Below are 18,566 nucleotides of genomic sequence, written 5' to 3'. Positions count from 1 at the left end.
GTAGGCGGGCTTTATCTTTATTACACAATACGAAAGTATACTCTCTTTTTCACTAAAATTTTATGTAATTATACATATTCATGAAAATAGAAGACTTAAAATATGCCAAAATAAAGTGAAACTTTAATCAGTGGGGGTGTGTTCATCCCCCACTGATTATTAGCCCCCACCAATCGGGCTTTTACGGGCAGCCCGCCACCTAACTTCTTTGCTTACGCTGAATTTTGAGGTGGGGGTCTTACTGCCCGTTAATGCGGGATAAAAAATATAAAAAAATATCCAGAAAAACTGTCACAAAATCCGTTTTTCTGGTTTCTCTATAATACAGGTATCAAATTGAAAGTGAGGTTTAAACGAACATGTTAACCATAGAAAATGAAGAAAGTCATGCTTCTGATATGACCTTCGAAGATTTATTTAATCAGTACTATGCTTACGCTGTGAAACAAATCATCTGGATTGTTAAAAATCAATCTATCGCTGAAGAGTTAGCACAAGAAGTATTTTTACAATTATATCGTAGCGATTGGAAAGGAATTGAAAACATACCTGGATGGTTGATTAAATCTTCTACTTATGTAGCTTATAACCATTTTCGATCTGAAAAACGACAGCAAGCGAAGATTGATAAAGAAATACAATACCATGAAGTACAAAATGTTTCATCACTAGACGATGATTGGATAAGAAAAGAAGAAATTACAAAGGTCCAAACGATACTAAATAAAATGAATGATCGAGAACGAACCCTTTTACTAATGAAATTCTCTGGTTTTCAATATAAAGAAATTGCAGAAATACTTCAAATTGAAATATCTTCTATTGGAACATTATTGGTCCGAGCCAAAATGAAATTTCGCAAGGTTTATAAACAAATGGAGGAGGCATAACAAATGAAATGTTATGATATCGGATTTATTCAAACATATATTGATGGAGAACTTTCTCATGATATAAGAAAGGAATTCACAAAGCACCTAGATACATGTGAAGCATGCCAAGATTTATTAGTAGAAATCAATAGATTAAATCAATGGGAAAACGTAATGCTAGATGAAGAATCTGCAAATTCACCACAAGAAATCAAAATTGATATAGAACAAGCATGGAAAACATTTGAAAATCGTTCCAAGTTAGACAATGTTTCTAATATAAATCACAAAAAACAACAAAAGAAGGGACTCTTTACAAACATGAGTAAAAAATCAAAACGTTTCATTTATACAGCAGTAGCTGCTACAGCACTTTTCACAACAGCAATGATTCCACAAGTACAAGTGGCGGCTACAAATGTTGCTTCATATTTTTCTGATGCAATTACAAATGATAAAGTTGTAAATGAAGGAATAGGAGATGAAAATGGTGTCATACAAGATATGATGAAGAATGGTAAATATATTCCTATTGATGAAAAAATTACAGATCAAGGTATTACTGTACATCTCAAAGAAGTATTTATCGCAGATGCACGTATATCAGTTCATTATAGAATGGAAAAAGCTGATGGTAATTTGGTACCATTTGAATTTGATACATCAGGATTAGATCTTGAAAGTGATGGTAAAATTAATGGGCAACAAGAGGAAAACCCTGAGATTAAAAATGACGGGAGACTATCATTTATCCATGATTCAGATGATCGTCTTCCTTTTGAACTTATGGCAGCAGGTAAAAAGTTAGATAAAATAGGCATTCGTGATAATGATAGACCTGAAGGTGTTTCTACATTTGTTATAACTACTGAAGAAAAAGACGTTTTTAAACAGCCTCTTACTTTAGACGTAAATATAACTAGAATTGGAAAAGTAATTGGTTCTTGGAAAGCTCAAATTCCAATTGATACTTCACATTTGAAAAATAATACGAATTAACATGAAAAGAAGAATAGAACAATATGTATCTAATTCTCAGTTTATATGTTTTCTTGTTTTCGTTACATTTATTTCTTATATAGTTTTTACTCTATCTTTTATTTATGATTTAAGTGTATAACCTTAAATCAATCATTTAAAACCATTACAAGAAAAAGTCCTCTAAAAAAGTAGGCAAATAAATAACCGGTTTCTTAACATATAAGGAATCGGTTATTTTGTGTTTAAAATGCGTCTAGACGTACAATTTGCTTTTTTTATAAAAAAGAAAAGATACCCTAAGGTGCCTTCCTCCGACTTGAGCTATGTTTAGTTGTTTTGTTTATTGAGAAATACAATGTTTTATTTATGCTGGTCTTCTATATTAGGTCCTTTTGCAATCCATGCAGCAATTAACAAAAGAACAATAGCGGTGAAAAAGTTGATGAGCATTTTTACTAAACTACGCATAGGTAGAAAAGCATATATACTTCTCTACCTATCTTAATGTTACTTGATAAGTACTTGTTTTAATTATATATACAAGGAAATTAAACCAGATATAACAATCAATGGAAGGATTACTGCAAGTTTATTTTGTAGAGGAACACGTTTGTCTGGGACTCCTGGATGGATAACAAAAGCAAGTAAAACAATCGCTCCAATAATACCTAAAAGTATATTAATGGTAATCATCCTCCTAAGAAATATTATCAAAATTATATCACATTTAAACACAAACAAAAGGAATTAATGTTAATAATTACTAAATTACCTATTTATACATTTTAAAAAAAACCCTCAAAGCGTTAGCTTTAAGGGGATCCATCCTATCATCTTCTCTCTTCATACAACCGATTTGCTTTATACGAGCAAACGAAAAACATACATGTCGAAACGGGGATAAATGTCAAAAAAAGTCCTCTCATTAATGCAAATGGCGTTTCAAATAAGAATGACCATAGAAATGATACACCTTGCTTATCCCATAACCCTGGCGTCAAGTATAGTTCTTTCGGATTTACAAATGCTCCTAAATTCATTGTATTACTATACATAAATAAAAATAATATCGGCAAATAACAGATTGCTAATTCTAAAAATGTTTTAGATAGACGTTTATACTTCCCTGCTCGTGACATTGGATCTGAAAAAATGTCATCTTCACTTTCTTCATCTACCTTTTTAAAATATTGCGTACCTGACCACCTATTACCGGCTATATGCTCCCACCCACTATCTTCAAATAGTGTGCAGTAATTAATAAAATCACTTTTTCTGCTAAATACTCTATGGTCTATTTTAATCGTCGCATCTTCGGGTTCTGTATATCTAAATGTATAACCAAATGTATTGCTTTCTAGTTGATAACCTTTCCAAGCCATCTCTTCTAACCATTTTTGCTCTTTCTCAAAGTCTAAAAAGAATTTCAATCTCCACATCATCGTTTCCCCCTAACTATACATGTAATAAGCTTTTTGTAACCTCAATAATGTGCTGCATTCTCATAAAATCTAAGTGCAATACTTCTTTCCCTCGTTCCGTAATGACATACACTTTTCTGCGTTTATCTTCACTTTTTACCGATTCTATTAATCCTTGTTTTAATAAATTTTCAATCGCACCATACAGTGTACCCGCTGCAATTTTCACTTGATGATTACTAAGTTCCTCTACCTTTTGCATAATTAAATAACCATGGGCTGGTTCTAATAAAGCTAAAAGTACGTAATACGTTGTTTCCGTTAATGGTAAATTTTTATCTCTATTCATAAAGACCTCCAATGTAACGATAAATATATAGCCAAACTATATAGTTCGACTGTATAGTTTCATTTTATACAGTCAGACTGTATATGTCAAATGTAGGAATAACTTTATAATCCATAAAAAAAACGCTACCTTTTTAAAAGATAGCGTTTTTGTATTACCCTTGCTTATTCTTCGCCTTCATTTGCTCTTCATAAACAAACTTCGTGGTCATAAAGTCGTTAGAAAAATCTTTCAATGCATTCTTCATTACATTTAATTCTTCTTGTGATTTAATTTCAATACTGTTTAAGAAATCAAATGCTTTTGATTGTTCCTCCGCAACAAAGTTTTGTGTCATATAGTCATCTTGGAAGTCTTGCTTCGCCTTTTCCTTTACTTTATTCATTGCCTCTGTTTTGTTTATGCTTTTCATAGGGTTTTCGAATGATCCAGTAGGTTGTTCCGGTTTTGGCTCTTCTTTCTTTTCCGGCTGTTGCGCTGGTGCTGGTTGTTGTGGCTCTTGCTTTGGTTGTTCTTGTTGAACCGGCTGCTGCGCTACTTGTTGCTCTTTTTTCGCTAACTCATCTTTTAACTTCTTCACTTGCGCATCAAGAGATTTTTTTTCAGTTTCTAATACACTCATATCAATTTTCAACTTTTGTGTTTCTTCAAAATGTTCATCCACTAATTTATTATATTCTTTCTCAGAGTACATTTTTTCACTGGTTGATGTCTTTTTCTCTTTCGTAACAACTACATTAATAATTACAAATAAGGCTACAATTCCTATTAACGCAGCAATAATCTTCTTTTTATTCATGATTAATCCTCCAAAATGTAAAATTCCAAAAATTATCATAACAGACCAATTCGCTTTCATTTGTCATATTTTGTCGAATTAATATAATAAAAAAAAGCATCTGAAACAGATGCTTTTTCTCAGGCTGTGGAGAAAGTCTGTTTTTGTGTCTGAACCTCTTTTTATGTGTCAACACTGATAAAAAGAGGTAAAGGAGAGATTTTTTATGATGGGTGCTTTAAAAAATCATCGTGATGAACGTGTATCTGTTTCTGTAGAAGAGTTGGTTCCACAAGATCATTTCCTTCGTGCGATCGAAGCGACAATTAGTTTTGATTTTATTGAAGAGAAGTTACGCCCTTATTACTGTGAAAACAATGGACGTCCGTCAATCCATCCTATCGTTTTATTTAAAATGATGTTTATTGGATATTTTTACGGTATTCGTTCGGAGCGTCAATTGGAAAAAGAGATTAAAACGAATATCGCCTACCGTTGGTTTTTAGGGTTTTCTCTATCAGATACTATTCCGGATCATTCTACAATCAGTTGGAATCGTCGTACTCGCTTTATTCATACAAATATTTTCGAAGAAATTTTTGATGAGATCGTGAGGCAAGCGACAGAGCACCGGATGGTGGGAGGACGTGCGCTGATGACAGATTCTACGCACATTAAGGCCAATGCTAATAAAAATAAGTTTGTACATAAATATAAAAAAGAAAAGGCAAAGTTTTATATAGATGAATTAGAAGTTGCGGTAATTGAAGATCGTGAGGTACACGAAAAAAAGAATTAAAACCCAGAAAGGAAAGTGATACTCCCACTAAAAAAACTCGTATAAGTACTACGGATCCAGATAGTGGATTTTTAATGAGAGATGGAAAACCGAACGGTTTTCATTTCTTAGACCATCGTACGACTGATGCGAAGTACAATATTATTACAGATACTTATGTAACGGCTGGAAATATGGCAGATTCCGAGCCATATTTAGCGCGTCTACAAGCTCAAATTGATAAATTCGGATTTAAAGTGGAAGCTGTAGCTCTTGATGCAGGCTATTTTACAGGGTATATCTGTAAGAAATTATCGGAGAGAAATATATTTATGGTGATGGGGTATCGCCGATTTGGAAAACGAAATAAAGAAGTACCAAAAAGCCAATTTAAATATGTAGAAGAAATGAATGCATTTGCTTGTCCGATGGGGTGTATTTTAGAGTATGCGACAACGGATCGTGAAGGATATCGTCACTATAAATCCAACCCAGAAGACTGCGCTGTTTGTCCGCTACGTGAGGTATGTTTTTCAAAGAAACAAAAACAAAAAGTTATCACTCATCATATATGGGAGAAATATAAGGATATCGCTAGAAAAAACAAACTAACAGTTACAGGGAAAAAGTTGTACAAAGTACGCTGTTCAACTATAGAGCGAAGCTTTGCGGATGCCAAAGAACTACATGGCTATCGATATGCTCGATTTCGGGGGCTGAAGTCTGTCCAAATGCAGGCTTATCTCACCGCAACTTGTCAAAACATGAAAAAAATAGCCCTCCATCTGACCAAAAAAGGTCTGGTGGAGGGCTATTTTTTTGAAACTCTATTATTTTATGTTGTTTTTATTCGCTAAAATCAAAATGATTCCAGAGTGTGGGGAACCCTAAAGGGTTTCCCAACACTCTGAAAAAAAGCATCTGAAACAGATGCTTTTTCTTCATTCTTAATACATAAACGTAATTGTCACTAAAGAATACCCTTCTTTCGCATTATAAGGCTCCGCTTTATAAGAAACACGATTTGCCCCTTGCGGATAATCAATTTCGCCAATTACCTTTTTCACATCTTGCAGTGCACCATTCATTGATTGCTTGTACAGCACTTCAATTTTCTCTGGTTTTGCACTATAACGCTGCTGCATTTTATTTTTTAATTCGGTATAGTTATTTGCAATATATTCATTTCCTAAATAGTTTAGCTTTGTATCTTTTAATATTTGCTGATATGCAGGCGTTTTCTTACTACCTGCCGCAATTTTGTTTGTCAGTGTACTATAATAATTTGTTGTAGCTTGCGGATAGTCTCCGCGGTTCCACTCATGATTTCTTGAGATTTGTTCATCTGATAAATTGAAATACGAATACGTTACGCGGCCCTGCTCATCTGGAACCGGATCATCGAATGTTGTATCAAGGTGATACCATTTGTTTTCGATTTTCACTAAATTCCAAGCATGAGGTTGTCCGTCCCCAGTTCCTGTCACGAAATGATTTTCAATTCCTGCTTCTTTTAATAATTGATAAGTTAATAGTGCGTAACCTTGGCAAACCGCAGAACGATTTACAAGTGCTTCATATGCTGTGTAAGCTTTATAAGACGTATCATAAGAAACATGCTTTACTACGTAATCATGAATCGCCTTCACTTTTTCGTGATCATCCATTCCAACTTGAGTGATAGAAGAAACGATTGCTTTCGCTTGTTTCATGACATATTCCGTCTGTTCTTTCGTTTCACGATATGTAATCTTAAGCGTAAATGTATAATTTCCAGGTGATCCAGAAAGTCCATATGAAACATTCGATCTATTATAATTTGTATACTCATTTTTACTTGCAACTTCTTTATATGCGTTAAAAAGTGTATTCATCACTTCGTCTGTATTATTATTTTTCGTTTTATATGGAAGTGTAATAGTCGTTTCATACGTATTAATACGCTTTTGTACTTCCTCTTTAAACGCTGTTAATAATGCCGCATCTCCTGTATCTTTCACATCAACATTTTTATATTTCAAAGTTTTATATAAAAACTGCGCATACTGTTCACGTGTTACTGTGCCATACGGTTCAAAATTCCCGTTCCCTGTGCCATCTGCGATTCCATTTGACTGCACCGCACTAATTGCATTTTCTGCCCAAAATGGATTTGGAACATCCTTAAATGTATGTTTTTGTTTAGCCGCAAGATGGAAAGCATTCGTAAGAATTTGTGCCATTTCCGCACGACTCACAGAAGCTTTCGGTCTAAACTGGCCGTTTTCATCACCTTTAAAAACTCCTAAATTCGTTAAAGTTAATACCTCTTCTGGGAACATTGTAGAACTTTGATTAATATCACCGTAAGGATTTTTAAACTTAGATCCATCCTTTAATACGTAACGAGTTCCATCATTACTAAACGAACCACCTTGTTTATTCGGTACTAACACTCGATAAATTAAAGCCGCAACTTGCTCCCTTGTCGCAACATCTCCAAAACCAAATATCCCATTTCCATAACCTGAAATAATATTTTTACTCGCTAAATCTTTAATCGCAGGATATGACCAATGTGATGTCGGCACATCAGAAAAAACACCCACTTCAGCAGCTTTTACATCGCTGCCATTTGTATATAACAACGCACCACCAATAAGTGATAATGATGTAATTGATTTTAATAGTTTTGTATACATAATGTCTTCTCCCAATACGCTCTCTATTTTTGTTGGTTTATGTCGAAAAATCTAAAAATATGACAAAATATATTATACAATTAAAAGTTTTTAAGGGATATATTAAATTTTAAAATATGCAAAAATTCATATTGTTATAAGGATTCATAGTGATATTATGTTGTTTTACTTGCAAATATACAAATAAAAAAACGCTCATCTGAGCGTTTCATCTATATACCTAATAATTACTGTTTCTACACTTCGAACTCTTCTTCGGTAATAATCCTTTGATCTAACAACTCTTTATACTTCAATACTTCGTCAGCCCCACGGCTCTCCATGCGTATATTGTATAACACTTGTTGTATTAACCTTTGATTGGTCTGTTGAAACATTTCATCCATTTAGAAATAGTTCTATTGAATTTTTCACCACTAGCCATAAAAATATCTTATAATCTTTATATAATAAATTATTGTATTAGGAGTAGATAAAATGCCAGTTACACTCGAACTTATTCTTTTCATTCTTATAGCAATTAGTGCTGTTGGCTATTTAATAAAAGAATTTCAAAAAACTAGGAAACGAACACTGGGAATTTCACTAGAATTTTTAGTTCTTTTCTGGTCAATATGGAGAATATCAACTATCATAATCTAATTTATAAAACATGAATTCCTTCGAATGAAGTGAAACTTTAATCAGTGGGGTTTTATTCATCCTCTACTGATTATTAGTTAAACCAATCGGGCTTTTACGGGATAAATTTACCAGTATTTTTACCACAACATCCATGTTAAAATCCCTTGTGAGTACGACATAACTCGACCTTATGAAGCTCCGCAGCTCTTATCGCGGAGCTTTTTTTATTTAAATTAACGCTTTTGTTCACTTTTTTGATACATTTACGAAACATTCATATGTTACGTTATATAAGTCCTTTTTTAAATCATATTCATTCTAGAAAAAAGTCCTAGTCCCCCTAGGGCTTTTTGCATTCAAATAAAGAGTTTTATTGTTTCTCAATAACCGCAACTACTTAACGTGGTAAAATAATAATTGGATTGGCATCCAATACCATATTACGATGGATCAAATCGCAAGAAGGCACCTTAGGGTGCCTTTTTTATAGAGAATCAGTTTAAAAACTAAAAATAAAAGAACCTCAATAAATGAGGTTCAAAAAATCTACTATTTTAAATTACCTTCGTAAAAAGCAACTCCATTTTGAACCTGTTTTAAATACCACGTAATCGTCCCGCCACAAACATTTTCATTAAAACTATTAGCATATACTCCATTTGAGTAATAAAGAGTTCTTTTGAACTTACCGTTAGAATACTCATAAGGAATTGAGCATGTTGCTTGTTTCGGAGAGCTCACAGCTTTTTGCGTATCAGCTGAAGCTGCCCCAATTCCTCCTGTTAATGCAATACCTGTTGCTAACGCTCCTACTACTAATTTCTTGAACATAATAAATCCCCCTTTAATAGTTTTTATAACTTACAACTTAAATGTATCACTTTTGTAATTTATGTAAATATCTTGAATATGTAGAAATATTTATTTAATTATTGGTAATATTAGGATTTCATTTTATCAAATGGAAAATAGAGGAATTGGAAAAGCATGTGAAAATACAGATAGGTTTATATTAAATGAACGTGGTTCAAGTCGACGAAAGGCACCTTAGGGTGTCTTTTTTGTACATAAAAAAATCTCACCATCTTATAGAAACGATAAGCCCTTTAAAACAATAATTGCAACTATATTAATTTTACATTACATTAAGGTTAGAGAATGTTCTTATATTAATAAAGTGCTAAATAGTAGGTGGAAAAATGGAATTTAACGATTTGGGTATTACCATTAAAGAACTTAGAATTAAAAAAAATATATCACAATCCGAATTATGTCATGGAATATGTTCACAAAGTCAAATTAGCAAGATTGAAAAAGGTATGATTTATCCATCTAGTATATTGTTATATCAATTATCAGAAAGACTTGGTATTGATCCGAATAACATATTTGCACTAACTCAAAACAAAAGATTAAAATATGTAGAAAATGTAAAATACGTAATAAAAGATTGCTTAAAACAAAAACAATATAAAGAACTTTATGAAATAGTAAAAAAAGAGAAAAACTTAAATAATTTTCAAACAAAAGATGAGAAACAATTTCTAATATGGCATGAAGCAATTGCTATATTTGTGGTGGATAAATCAATAAAAACTGCTTTAGATTTTTTAAATAATGCATTAAAACTGACTTTAACTAATTCTGATTTTTTATCAGAAAGAGAAATAGATATTATGCAAACAATGGCTATATTTTATGCGGAAAATAAAGAATATGAAAAAAGTATTAATATATTCAAAAGATGTTTAACTAATTTTAATAAGTTAGATTTTCCTAAAGATAAAGAAATTAAATTAAAACTCATGTTAAATTTAGCAAAATGTTTCGACTTCACATATCAATATGAAGAGGCAATAAAGTACATTGATAAGGGTATCAAATTAGCAATTAATCTAAATACTTTATACCTACTAGGTGAACTATTCTATTTAAAAGGTCAGTGTTTATTAAAAATGAAACAACATAATGTAGAAGATGTTATTTATAACTGGAAAAAAGCATTATTTATATTTGAACTAACAGAAAAAGAATATTATACAAAAATGCTACCAGATGAACTTATTGAAATACAAAATAAAAAACACTCATAATTTCGTAAAAACTACTTACAAAACCCACAGAAAAAATCCCTACAGCTTTTAAACTTAGATCGATAATATTAAAATTAATTTAAGTCGGCGGAAGGCACCTTTAGGTGTCTTTTCTTTATTTTTACAAGGAGCTGCTCAATTAATTTTTAAAAACATAATAGGGAATATTGTTTTATTTATCTCATTTTCATTCATGCTATATATAAAATTCGTTAATAAACCCACCTCAAATACTAGTTCCTTTTATAAGCCGTTTTTTTGATGTAGATGACATTATTCTCAATACAATAGAATGAATTATTGGAACATATTTAGCAATATATATCAAAAAACAATATTAAGAAACCCCCTCCACCTTAAGGTAGAAGGGATCTTTTAATTTCTATTTCAAACTACCTAAAATTTCCGTAAAGATAACCCCAAGCGTATGTGCACCTGCATCTGGATATCCTAAACTTCTTTCACCAACTACCGCTCCTCTGCCGAATGATCTTTCAACGATAGATTATATGCCTTGAAGTGCTGTTTGCAACATTTCAATTCAGATATACGACAGTAAAGAATATATCATCACTGTGTCAGCAAGCAAAAGTGTATTCTGCATTTCTGAAAACAGTAGATGGCAGATTGTGACCTACTGAATCTGCTAAGAAAGAATATACAAGAACATCCTTAACATCCTCTTTATTTCCACTAATGATGACATCAAGAAAATCTTCTATTTGAAATTCTGGAGTAAATAACACAATCTTAGTTGTTCTGTTTGGTTCTAAAGAAACAAAAGTACGAGAGATTTCAACTAATTCATTTTGAGTTGGGAAAAAAGTGTTTCGACTTCTCTTAACAGTTACCGTTACATTACTAGTATGGCAACGTGAATCATTGTTTAGCATAATGTTGAGAGCAGTTGGAATAATCCCATTTTCAGAGACTGGAACTCGAAACACTCCAGTAGATTTATGGGCCATATAATCACATCCTTTCAAAATAAAATCTATTTACAATATATTAGATGCAAAAAACGTTCATTTTGATATGGACAAATTACATGATTAATATATCTATAATAACCCTCGGTATTACTAAGCCAATGTTTTAAAAGATTAACAAATATCGCGAGAACCAATCGAATGTATATTAAAAGTAAAAAGAATAAGTTGTTTAAAAGACCACCTATTTTGAGCCAATAATGAGACATTATGTTAATCTTATATGTATAGTTGCACAAAATTGAGAAACTTAAGGAGACAGATAAATTTTATGAGAAAATTATCTATATTACTTACTTTCATTCTAGTATTAGTCAGTGTTACGGCTGCTTGCACACAAGATAAAACAGATAGTGCCGTTGAAAATGTTCCAATAGAAGAACCAAGCGCAAAAAATGTAAATGAAGAATTAATAAACTTTGAAGAAAAGGAAGATATGAGCCGCTTGGAACAAGGTATTTTATTAGTTGGTGAGAGTGTTAAGGGAGGCTATTACTTGACCGCCGTTCAAAGTGCATATTTAAATGATAGCAACGATTCCATCATTGTTAATGTCTCTGTAAAAAATGTACGAGGTCAAACGATTGGACTATCAGAATTAAAATATAACTTAAAAGATGAAAAAGACGGAAAGGCCTATAAAGGAAAGGTACTTGATCAAAACCCTTCTGATATACAAGTTAAACCAAATGAAACGGTAGAATTGAAAATAGCTTTTGAAGTACCACGTACCGTAGATGAATATATGTTTTATATTGAAAGCTCTTTAGACCCTCTACAAACATACTGGAAAATTGATAAGCTGCAATCACAAAAAAACTAAGTCTAAAATACAATTTGATTGAAGAAATCTCTCAAATAAGCAAAAAGTACCGGAAAATTTGATATAGATACAAATGAATAATATATAAAGTGAAACTTTAATCAGTGGGGGTTTTGTTCATCCCCCACTGATTATTAGTTGAACCAATCGGGCGTTTACGGGCAGTTGATCCTCCACCTAACTTCTTTGCTTCCGCTGAATTTTGAGGTGTGGGTCTTACTGCCCGTTAATGCGGGATAAACATAAGACCATCGATTTAATGAATCGTTGGTCTTTTTCAAAAAATGCCCCATTAAAAACTAAGAGATAAAAAAAGAACTAATCTCTAGAAGAGATTAGCTCAATATATCCAAAGCTATTATGGTACATAGTTTTATGAGCAAACGTTATATAATGTTGTATGGGATACATAACCTGTCATCCCTTTATATGTAACTTTTAACCACTGTTTAGAATTACTGTAATGACCTTGAACATATTCACCAGTTACCCATGTTCCAGTAATTTTCGTACCATCATTAAATGTATGTAAGACAGGTGAATCGACAGTATAACCACTGCGCATCTTTGCACCATATACACCTACCGTACCTCCCTTTGCACAAGCTGCTACTACATTTTCATTTTCAGTAGCATTCGTAGCCGCGAAAGCAGAGCCGTTAAATGTAAATAAAGTAAATATAAAAGCTGTTAGTACTGTACAAATAGATAAGCGACGTAACAAAATAAATTCCCCCTTTTTTTATAATATATTTCTTCATAAATGATTATCTTAAATTTTCTAACTATTTTCAATATATGCATGTTGAGAAATATTAAGTGTCGCTTTGAAATAATGTTTTATCAAAAATAGTAACAAACTCATATTTTACAGAGAAAGAACCGAAAGAAGTCTTCTACATATCAACTATATAAAAATCCCTCCGCCTTAAAGCAGAGGGACTTTCCAATTTCTATCTCAAACTACCCGCAATCTCCGTAAAGATAACCCCAAGCGCATGTGCACCTGCATCTGGATATCCTAAACTTCTTTCGCCAACTGTACCAGCGCGGCCCATGCGAGCTACGATTTCTTTCGTATACTCTGCTCCTTTAACTGCTGCTTCTGCACCTTTTTCAAAGGCAGTTTTTACGTCTTCTTCGTTTGAAGCGCTAGCTAACCAAGAGTCTACACATGGAGCAAGTGCGTCAACAAGTGTTTTGTCACCAACTACTGCTCCTCTACCGAATGATCTTTCACCGATAGATTGTATACCGTGAAGTGCTGCCTGCAACACTTCAGCGAACTCTTTCACTGTTAACTCACGTTTTTCGCCCGCTGCTTTACTAGCTGCGCGGAATGCACCACCCCAAATTGGACCAGATGCGCCGCCGCAATGTTCCATAATAATCATCGAACAACCGTCAAGGAATGATCCGATCGTTACGTTTTCTTGTTCTACAATAGAATGCCACTCACGTTTTAATTGCTTAAATCCTTTTGCAACACTCATTCCGAAGTCGCCGTCGCCAGCATGCGTATCTAGCTCACAGAACGGTACTTCATTTTTAATAATAACGTCGCTCATTTTATCAACGAGATAAATCATGTTGTTTAATGTAATGACATTATCTTTTATAACAGCGTGCTCTTCCGCTGTTTCTATTTCAAAGGAAACTTCCTTCTCTTCTGTCTCTTCAAGCACATTTACGTACTCAACACTTTCAACTGGTCCATCTACTTTAAACGCTGGTGTATTACATTCTTTCGATAGTAATGTTTTTAGCTCATCATCTAATTTCATTACTGTTAAAGACATACCAGCCATATCGATACTCGTCATATAGTTACCGACAAATACTCTATTAATTTTAATGTTTCTAGCAGCTAGTTCTCGCGTCACTGCGTTGTTAAATAAGTAAAGTTCTTGCAGTGGTGTTCCGCCAAAACCGTTAACTAGAAGTGCGATTTCCTCGCCATCTTTTACTCCTAAATCTTTTACAAGATCATTTGTCATACGGTTAGCTAGTTCATCTGCTGACAGCATTTTTTCACGCTTAATTCCTGGTTCGCCGTGAATACCTACGCCGTATTCCATTTCATCTTCCGCAAGTGTGAAAGTAGGTGATCCGCTCGCTGGAACTGTACAAGAAGTTAACGCTAAACCGATTGTGCGCACGTTAGCCGCTGCTTTTTCCGCTACAGCTTTCACCGCTCCTAAATCCATACCTTCTTCCGCTGCTGCGCCGGCAATTTTATGAACTAAAATAACTCCCGCAACGCCGCGGCGTCCTACTGTATATAGGCTATCTTCTACCGCAATATCATCATCCACTTTTACGTAGTCGACTTCAATTCCATCTTCCGTCGCTAAATGAGCTCCGTTTTTGAAATTCATAATATCGCCGCTGTAATTTTTAATAATTAATAACGTTCCTTTTTTACTAGCTGTCTCTTTAATCGCTTGATACACCTGAATTTGTGAAGGTGACGCAAACACATCTCCGCACACCGCCGCATCTAACATTCCTTTTCCGACTAATCCTGCATGTGCCGGCTCATGGCCACTACCGCCGCCACTAATTAACGTTACTTTGTTTTCGTTCATTTCTTTCTTCTTAATAACTTTATATTTTTTCAAAAGTTCAAGCTCTGGGTGAGCCATAACCATTCCGTTACACATTTCCATTACTAATGTTTCTGGTTTGTTTATAATCTTTTTCATTGTGATTATCCCTCAATTCCTTTAATATATTGTGATATATTTGAAATCTTCTTCTTACTACTCATGTTAAAATGAAAGCGTTTTATAGTAAACGGACAAAATGGACAATCTGTCTAAAGACACCGCTCTCATTTATAGATAGGATTTTTATATTAATAACATTCTAGGGATGATTCAGATGACCTCTTCTATAATTTCTAAAAAAATAATCGCGAACTCATTGAAATATTTAATGGAAACAGAGTCGTTTCATAAAATATCAGTGAGCGATATTATGTTACACTGTCAAATGCGTAGGCAAACTTTTTATTATCATTTTAAAGATAAATTTGAACTATTAAGCTGGATTTATAGAGAAGAAACGAAAGAAAACATTATCGACTTTCTCGATTATGAAACATGGGAAAACATTTTCGATTTATTATTTGATTACTTTTATGAAAATCAAAAATTTTACCGAAATGCTTTTAAAGTCATTGAACAAAACTCGTTTAATCACTATTTATTTGAGCATACGAAAAACTTATATATGAAGATTATTGATGAATTATCTGCGAACTGTGGATTCAGCCTTTCTGATGAGACAAAAAATACGATTGCCTCCTTTTATAGTCACGGCTTCGTTGGAACGATAAAAGATTGGATTGAAAGCAAGTGCGAAGTAAATCCATCCATTATGTCTTCTCTCATGAAAAATATGATAAACAATCAATTACTACTATTACTGGAGCAGTCAGCAAAGTAATTAAAGGGTGGCAAAAGCAATGAAAAAGATTATGAATGATGTACAAAATATTGTTCAAGATATGATGCATGGCTTTTATTTTGAACATAACGACAAAGTAAATTACGACGAAACAAATAACATCATTTATGTAAAAGATATTGAAAAACTGAAGCAAAACGTTGCTATAATAAGCGGCGGTGGTAGCGGACATGAACCCGCTGATATTGGCTATGTAGGAAAAGGAATGCTTACGGCAGCAGTAAACGGAAGCATCTTCACTCCGCCTACAGTGGAACAAATTGTGGCGGCAACTCGCCTCATGCCGAAAGATAAAAATATTTTATTCATCATTAAAAACTTTAAAGATGACGTTGAAAACTTTCTAGCGGCAAAGCAAATTGCTAAAGAAGAAGGAAGAAAAATTGACCACATCATCGTAAATGACGACGTTTCAATTGAAGATGATGCTTCTTTTAATAAAAGAAGACGCGGCGTAGCTGGCACTGTTTTCGTTCAAAAAATACTTGGTGCGGCCGCTCTTGAAGGACATTCTTTAGAAGAACTAACAGCACTCGGCCGTTCTATTACTGAAAACTTACACACATTAGGAGTTGCCCTTTCCCCTGCCAACGATCCAGTAAAAGGAAAAGTTTCATTCACATTAAACAATGATGAAGTGTTTTACGGCGTCGGCATCCATGGCGAAAAAGGTTACCGTAAAGAAGCGCTATCCTCTTCTGAAATATTAGCGATCGAACTGATGAACAAACTAAAAAGCATTTATCGCTGGCGAAAAGGAGACAATTTCGCTATCCTCATTAATGGACTCGGCGCGACACCATTAATGGAACAATATATTTTCGCGAATGACATTCGCCGTTTGTGTGAGCTGGAAGGATTACATGTGGAGTTCGTAAAGGTTGGTACGCTGTTGACTTCTTTAGATATGAAGGGTGTTTCGCTCAGTTTGCTTAAGGTAGAGGATTTGGATTGGGTGAAGTGGTTGAAGGCGGATGTTAGAGTGGGTAATTGGTAAGTAAAAATTATGATGATAAAAGCCTTTAACTATAACAAGTTAAAGGCTTTTTACAAATTGAAATATCGCTCGAGCGTTCAAAAGAAATTCATAATCACCTCACTGAATGATTACAGGTCTTCCAAATAAAGCTGGATAATAAATGAACATCGCACCTACAAATGAACACACTAAACAAAAAACAGCCTCGTATTTTATGACTAGAGACGAGTTTGTAGCAAGCTTTTTTTCCTCTCTTTTCAATATCAATTTAAATAACGCTGTATATAATACTTTATATAAGACATACCCAATAATTGCCCCAAGGGTATTCGTAAATAAATCATCAATATCTGTAATTCTATTATTTAGTAATTGATTTAACTCAATTGCCAATGAAAAAAAGAATCCCGCGCATACGGTGTTTTTTATCTTTCTAAACTGCGGCCAAATAGTCGGTAATAAAAAACCTAACGGCATAAACAGTACAATGTTCAAAAGATACGTAGTACTACCTACCGTATCAAATAGAGTCAAGTTGATTTGACTTACACGAATCCACGTTTCATATCTACTTATATCCCATACAGTCGCGATTTGCGTCACCTTATACACTAGCGAAAGGTAGAATAGAAAAACATACACCCATAAAAAATGCCGAATAGATATATTGTTTTTCGCTTTAAAATAAAATCCAATTTGAAACACAATACAAAAAATTATAGTAAAAAAATACGTATACAAATAACTAATCAAAACTCCTGTATGCATGTAGAATCCCCTAACTTTACATTTTCATCTATGACTTTGTCTTTTTTAGTCTCCTTCATGATGTAAGTCATTTATAGGATAGGAAAAACTTTTAAAATAAAGAGTGGGATAAACATAAAATTTTTCTTAAATCTTCAGTTGGGTTTTATTATTACTCTTCTTAGGAATCCGCCATTGATAGCTAGGCAACAACATGCTTAAACCTAACAATACTATCATTTTTGCCCGTAATACTTTAACCGATGCAGCATATATAAACTCATGTGAATCGTTTGTTCAGTTAACACATGAAATTAAGAAATATATGACGTACTATAATCACTCTTGCTATCAATAGAATTTAAAGAAAATGACTCCTGTTTGCATACAGAAATCATCTTTTTTAGGTTGCCTAACTTTTTTTAGAATGTCCTTTACAAAAGGTACAGATCAAGAGCACCCTGTTCCTATTCGAGGGGATCAACTATACCTTCTTCCCTTAAAATCACACAAATCCATTTACAAATCTATAAAAGTAGATATAATATCCTTATGGAACCTTTATTAATTTATAAAGCATTGTCAAATGAAACAAGATGTCAAATTTTATCATGGTTGAAAAATCCAGAAAACCATTTCGATGAAAAAGCTTATCTAGAGCAAGGCCTTAGTTTTCAAGTTGGAGTGTGCGTAGGAGATATCCAGCTTAAAACTGGCTTAGCCCAATCGGTTATTTCTAGTTATTTATTAACTATGAAAAAAGCAGGTTTACTACAATCTGACCGAATTGGAAAATGGACCTACTATCGCCGAAATGAAAAAACAATACGAGAGTTTTCTGAATACGTTCAAAACGAATTATAAAATGAAGGCAAATAATCAACCTACCAATTGATTATTTGCTTTCACACATTCTACTTTTATATAGCTGTCCAATACATTCTTTTTAAAACTTCGCTACCTATAAAAGTAAGAAACAT

The 18,566-nt window shown here is 33.3% G+C and carries 20 protein-coding genes and 1 pseudogene; 9 read left to right on the top strand and 12 right to left on the bottom strand.

What is annotated here, in order from left to right:
* Positions 1–359: 359 nt before the first annotated feature.
* Both MHI26_RS05320 and MHI26_RS05315 read left to right on the top strand, forming a co-directional pair.
* On the top strand, positions 360–890 hold the full coding sequence (locus tag MHI26_RS05320) for an RNA polymerase sigma factor SigX (RefSeq protein ID WP_000955508.1): 531 nt from the start codon (positions 360–362) through the stop codon (positions 888–890).
* Between the two features lie 3 nt (positions 891–893).
* A complete protein-coding gene (locus tag MHI26_RS05315) occupies positions 894–1,871 on the top strand; it encodes a DUF4179 domain-containing protein (protein WP_000650413.1) in 978 nt (325 codons plus the stop codon).
* Between the two features lie 513 nt (positions 1,872–2,384).
* Here the strand turns inward: MHI26_RS05315 and MHI26_RS05310 are convergent.
* The 4 genes from MHI26_RS05310 to MHI26_RS05295 all read right to left on the bottom strand — a co-directional run bounded on the left by MHI26_RS05310 (position 2,385) and on the right by MHI26_RS05295 (position 4,422).
* A complete protein-coding gene (locus MHI26_RS05310) occupies positions 2,385–2,546 on the bottom strand; it encodes a hypothetical protein (protein ID WP_000628514.1) in 162 nt (53 codons plus the stop codon).
* Between the two features lie 137 nt (positions 2,547–2,683).
* Positions 2,684–3,295 carry a DUF2812 domain-containing protein gene (locus MHI26_RS05305; protein WP_003306448.1) on the bottom strand — a complete coding sequence of 204 codons (612 nt, stop codon included), beginning with the start codon at positions 3,293–3,295 and terminating at the stop codon, positions 2,684–2,686.
* 13 nt (positions 3,296–3,308) lie between these two features.
* Positions 3,309–3,623, bottom strand: coding sequence for a PadR family transcriptional regulator (locus MHI26_RS05300; RefSeq protein WP_001078058.1), 315 nt, complete (start codon positions 3,621–3,623; stop codon positions 3,309–3,311).
* A 154-nt stretch (positions 3,624–3,777) separates the two neighbouring features.
* Entirely contained in the window at positions 3,778–4,422 is a 645-nt protein-coding gene (locus MHI26_RS05295) for a hypothetical protein (protein ID WP_061668079.1), read from the bottom strand.
* A gap of 205 nt (positions 4,423–4,627) precedes the next feature.
* Here MHI26_RS05295 and MHI26_RS05290 point away from each other — a divergent pair.
* A protein-coding gene (locus MHI26_RS05290) for an IS1182 family transposase (protein ID WP_340808698.1) occupies positions 4,628–6,036 on the top strand; the annotation gives its coding sequence in 2 pieces (ribosomal slippage) (positions 4,628–5,186 and positions 5,186–6,036; 1,410 coding nt in all).
* Positions 6,037–6,126: 90 nt separating this feature from the next.
* On the opposite strand, the gene MHI26_RS05285 is transcribed toward MHI26_RS05290, so the two are convergent.
* From MHI26_RS05285 to MHI26_RS05275, 3 genes are all read right to left on the bottom strand, one after another.
* Positions 6,127–7,860, bottom strand: a complete 1,734-nt coding sequence (locus MHI26_RS05285; RefSeq protein WP_061665823.1) for an S-layer homology domain-containing protein — start codon at positions 7,858–7,860, stop codon at positions 6,127–6,129.
* 236 nt (positions 7,861–8,096) lie between these two features.
* Positions 8,097–8,237, bottom strand: coding sequence for a hypothetical protein (locus MHI26_RS05280; RefSeq protein WP_176520906.1), 141 nt, complete (start codon positions 8,235–8,237; stop codon positions 8,097–8,099).
* Positions 8,238–9,033: 796 nt separating this feature from the next.
* On the bottom strand, positions 9,034–9,315 hold the full coding sequence (locus tag MHI26_RS05275) for an LCI fold-containing protein (protein WP_061665822.1): 282 nt from the start codon (positions 9,313–9,315) through the stop codon (positions 9,034–9,036).
* A 368-nt stretch (positions 9,316–9,683) separates the two neighbouring features.
* Here MHI26_RS05275 and MHI26_RS05270 point away from each other — a divergent pair, with 368 nt between their 5' ends.
* On the top strand, positions 9,684–10,577 hold the full coding sequence (locus MHI26_RS05270) for a helix-turn-helix domain-containing protein (RefSeq protein WP_086406493.1): 894 nt from the start codon (positions 9,684–9,686) through the stop codon (positions 10,575–10,577).
* A gap of 382 nt (positions 10,578–10,959) precedes the next feature.
* On the opposite strand, the gene MHI26_RS05265 is transcribed toward MHI26_RS05270, so the two are convergent.
* Together MHI26_RS05265 and MHI26_RS05260 are read right to left on the bottom strand one after the other, a co-directional pair.
* Positions 10,960–11,079, bottom strand: a complete 120-nt coding sequence (locus MHI26_RS05265) for a DAK2 domain-containing protein (protein WP_071713771.1) — start codon at positions 11,077–11,079, stop codon at positions 10,960–10,962.
* A 76-nt stretch (positions 11,080–11,155) separates the two neighbouring features.
* The gene (locus MHI26_RS05260) at positions 11,156–11,545 is read right to left on the bottom strand and encodes a hypothetical protein (protein WP_000940659.1); all 390 of its coding nucleotides are present in this window, start codon (positions 11,543–11,545) and stop codon (positions 11,156–11,158) included.
* Between the two features lie 292 nt (positions 11,546–11,837).
* On the opposite strand from MHI26_RS05260, the gene MHI26_RS05255 reads away from it, so the two are divergent.
* On the top strand, positions 11,838–12,389 hold the full coding sequence (locus MHI26_RS05255; protein ID WP_001228906.1) for a DUF4352 domain-containing protein: 552 nt from the start codon (positions 11,838–11,840) through the stop codon (positions 12,387–12,389).
* A gap of 373 nt (positions 12,390–12,762) precedes the next feature.
* On the opposite strand, the gene MHI26_RS05250 is transcribed toward MHI26_RS05255, so the two are convergent.
* Positions 12,763–13,113 carry an SH3 domain-containing protein gene (locus MHI26_RS05250; protein WP_000946191.1) on the bottom strand — a complete coding sequence of 117 codons (351 nt, stop codon included), beginning with the start codon at positions 13,111–13,113 and terminating at the stop codon, positions 12,763–12,765.
* Positions 13,114–13,342: 229 nt separating this feature from the next.
* Positions 13,343–15,094, bottom strand: a complete 1,752-nt coding sequence (gene dhaK / locus MHI26_RS05245; protein ID WP_000720765.1) for a dihydroxyacetone kinase subunit DhaK — start codon at positions 15,092–15,094, stop codon at positions 13,343–13,345.
* A 178-nt stretch (positions 15,095–15,272) separates the two neighbouring features.
* Here dhaK and dhaS point away from each other — a divergent pair, with 178 nt between their 5' ends.
* Both dhaS and dhaQ read left to right on the top strand, forming a co-directional pair.
* The gene (gene dhaS / locus MHI26_RS05240; protein ID WP_000204215.1) at positions 15,273–15,839 is read left to right on the top strand and encodes a dihydroxyacetone kinase transcriptional activator DhaS; all 567 of its coding nucleotides are present in this window, start codon (positions 15,273–15,275) and stop codon (positions 15,837–15,839) included.
* Positions 15,840–15,858: 19 nt separating this feature from the next.
* The gene (gene dhaQ / locus MHI26_RS05235; protein ID WP_061667539.1) at positions 15,859–16,857 is read left to right on the top strand and encodes a DhaKLM operon coactivator DhaQ; all 999 of its coding nucleotides are present in this window, start codon (positions 15,859–15,861) and stop codon (positions 16,855–16,857) included.
* Between the two features lie 99 nt (positions 16,858–16,956).
* On the opposite strand, the gene MHI26_RS05230 is transcribed toward dhaQ, so the two are convergent.
* Entirely contained in the window at positions 16,957–17,607 is a 651-nt protein-coding gene (locus MHI26_RS05230; protein WP_000556848.1) for a VanZ family protein, read from the bottom strand.
* A gap of 235 nt (positions 17,608–17,842) precedes the next feature.
* On the opposite strand from MHI26_RS05230, the pseudogene MHI26_RS05225 reads away from it, so the two are divergent.
* Both MHI26_RS05225 and MHI26_RS05220 read left to right on the top strand, forming a co-directional pair.
* Positions 17,843–17,944, top strand: a pseudogene (locus MHI26_RS05225) (TetR family transcriptional regulator); the annotation flags it as partial.
* A 194-nt stretch (positions 17,945–18,138) separates the two neighbouring features.
* Complete coding sequence (locus MHI26_RS05220) at positions 18,139–18,450, top strand: ArsR/SmtB family transcription factor (RefSeq protein WP_000433538.1); 312 nt, start codon at positions 18,139–18,141, stop codon at positions 18,448–18,450.
* Positions 18,451–18,566 lie beyond the last annotated feature (116 nt).

Source organism: Bacillus sp. FSL K6-1218 (assembly GCF_038006445.1).
Lineage (GTDB): Bacteria > Bacillota > Bacilli > Bacillales > Bacillaceae_G > Bacillus_A > Bacillus_A thuringiensis_S.
Note: the sequence above shows the minus strand (reverse complement) of the source record. Positions and strands in the feature narration are given on the sequence as shown.

Excerpts from the sequence above, each read along its gene's own strand:
- MHI26_RS05260 (WP_000940659.1), bottom strand. The coding sequence starts at position 11,545 with ATGGCCCATAAATCTACTGGAGTGTTTCGAGTTCCAGTCTCTGAAAAT.
- MHI26_RS05230 (WP_000556848.1), bottom strand. The coding sequence starts at position 17,607 with ATGCATACAGGAGTTTTGATTAGTTATTTGTATACGTATTTTTTTACT.
- MHI26_RS05280 (WP_176520906.1), bottom strand. The coding sequence starts at position 8,237 with ATGTTTCAACAGACCAATCAAAGGTTAATACAACAAGTGTTATACAAT.
- dhaS (WP_000204215.1), top strand. The coding sequence starts at position 15,273 with ATGACCTCTTCTATAATTTCTAAAAAAATAATCGCGAACTCATTGAAA.
- MHI26_RS05270 (WP_086406493.1), top strand. The coding sequence starts at position 9,684 with ATGGAATTTAACGATTTGGGTATTACCATTAAAGAACTTAGAATTAAA.
- MHI26_RS05310 (WP_000628514.1), bottom strand. The coding sequence starts at position 2,546 with ATGATTACCATTAATATACTTTTAGGTATTATTGGAGCGATTGTTTTA.
- MHI26_RS05220 (WP_000433538.1), top strand. The coding sequence starts at position 18,139 with ATGGAACCTTTATTAATTTATAAAGCATTGTCAAATGAAACAAGATGT.
- MHI26_RS05300 (WP_001078058.1), bottom strand. The coding sequence starts at position 3,623 with ATGAATAGAGATAAAAATTTACCATTAACGGAAACAACGTATTACGTA.
- MHI26_RS05285 (WP_061665823.1), bottom strand. The coding sequence starts at position 7,860 with ATGTATACAAAACTATTAAAATCAATTACATCATTATCACTTATTGGT.
- dhaQ (WP_061667539.1), top strand. The coding sequence starts at position 15,859 with ATGAAAAAGATTATGAATGATGTACAAAATATTGTTCAAGATATGATG.
- MHI26_RS05305 (WP_003306448.1), bottom strand. The coding sequence starts at position 3,295 with ATGATGTGGAGATTGAAATTCTTTTTAGACTTTGAGAAAGAGCAAAAA.
- dhaK (WP_000720765.1), bottom strand. The coding sequence starts at position 15,094 with ATGAAAAAGATTATAAACAAACCAGAAACATTAGTAATGGAAATGTGT.
- MHI26_RS05320 (WP_000955508.1), top strand. The coding sequence starts at position 360 with ATGTTAACCATAGAAAATGAAGAAAGTCATGCTTCTGATATGACCTTC.
- MHI26_RS05275 (WP_061665822.1), bottom strand. The coding sequence starts at position 9,315 with ATGTTCAAGAAATTAGTAGTAGGAGCGTTAGCAACAGGTATTGCATTA.
- MHI26_RS05315 (WP_000650413.1), top strand. The coding sequence starts at position 894 with ATGAAATGTTATGATATCGGATTTATTCAAACATATATTGATGGAGAA.
- MHI26_RS05295 (WP_061668079.1), bottom strand. The coding sequence starts at position 4,422 with ATGAATAAAAAGAAGATTATTGCTGCGTTAATAGGAATTGTAGCCTTA.
- MHI26_RS05255 (WP_001228906.1), top strand. The coding sequence starts at position 11,838 with ATGAGAAAATTATCTATATTACTTACTTTCATTCTAGTATTAGTCAGT.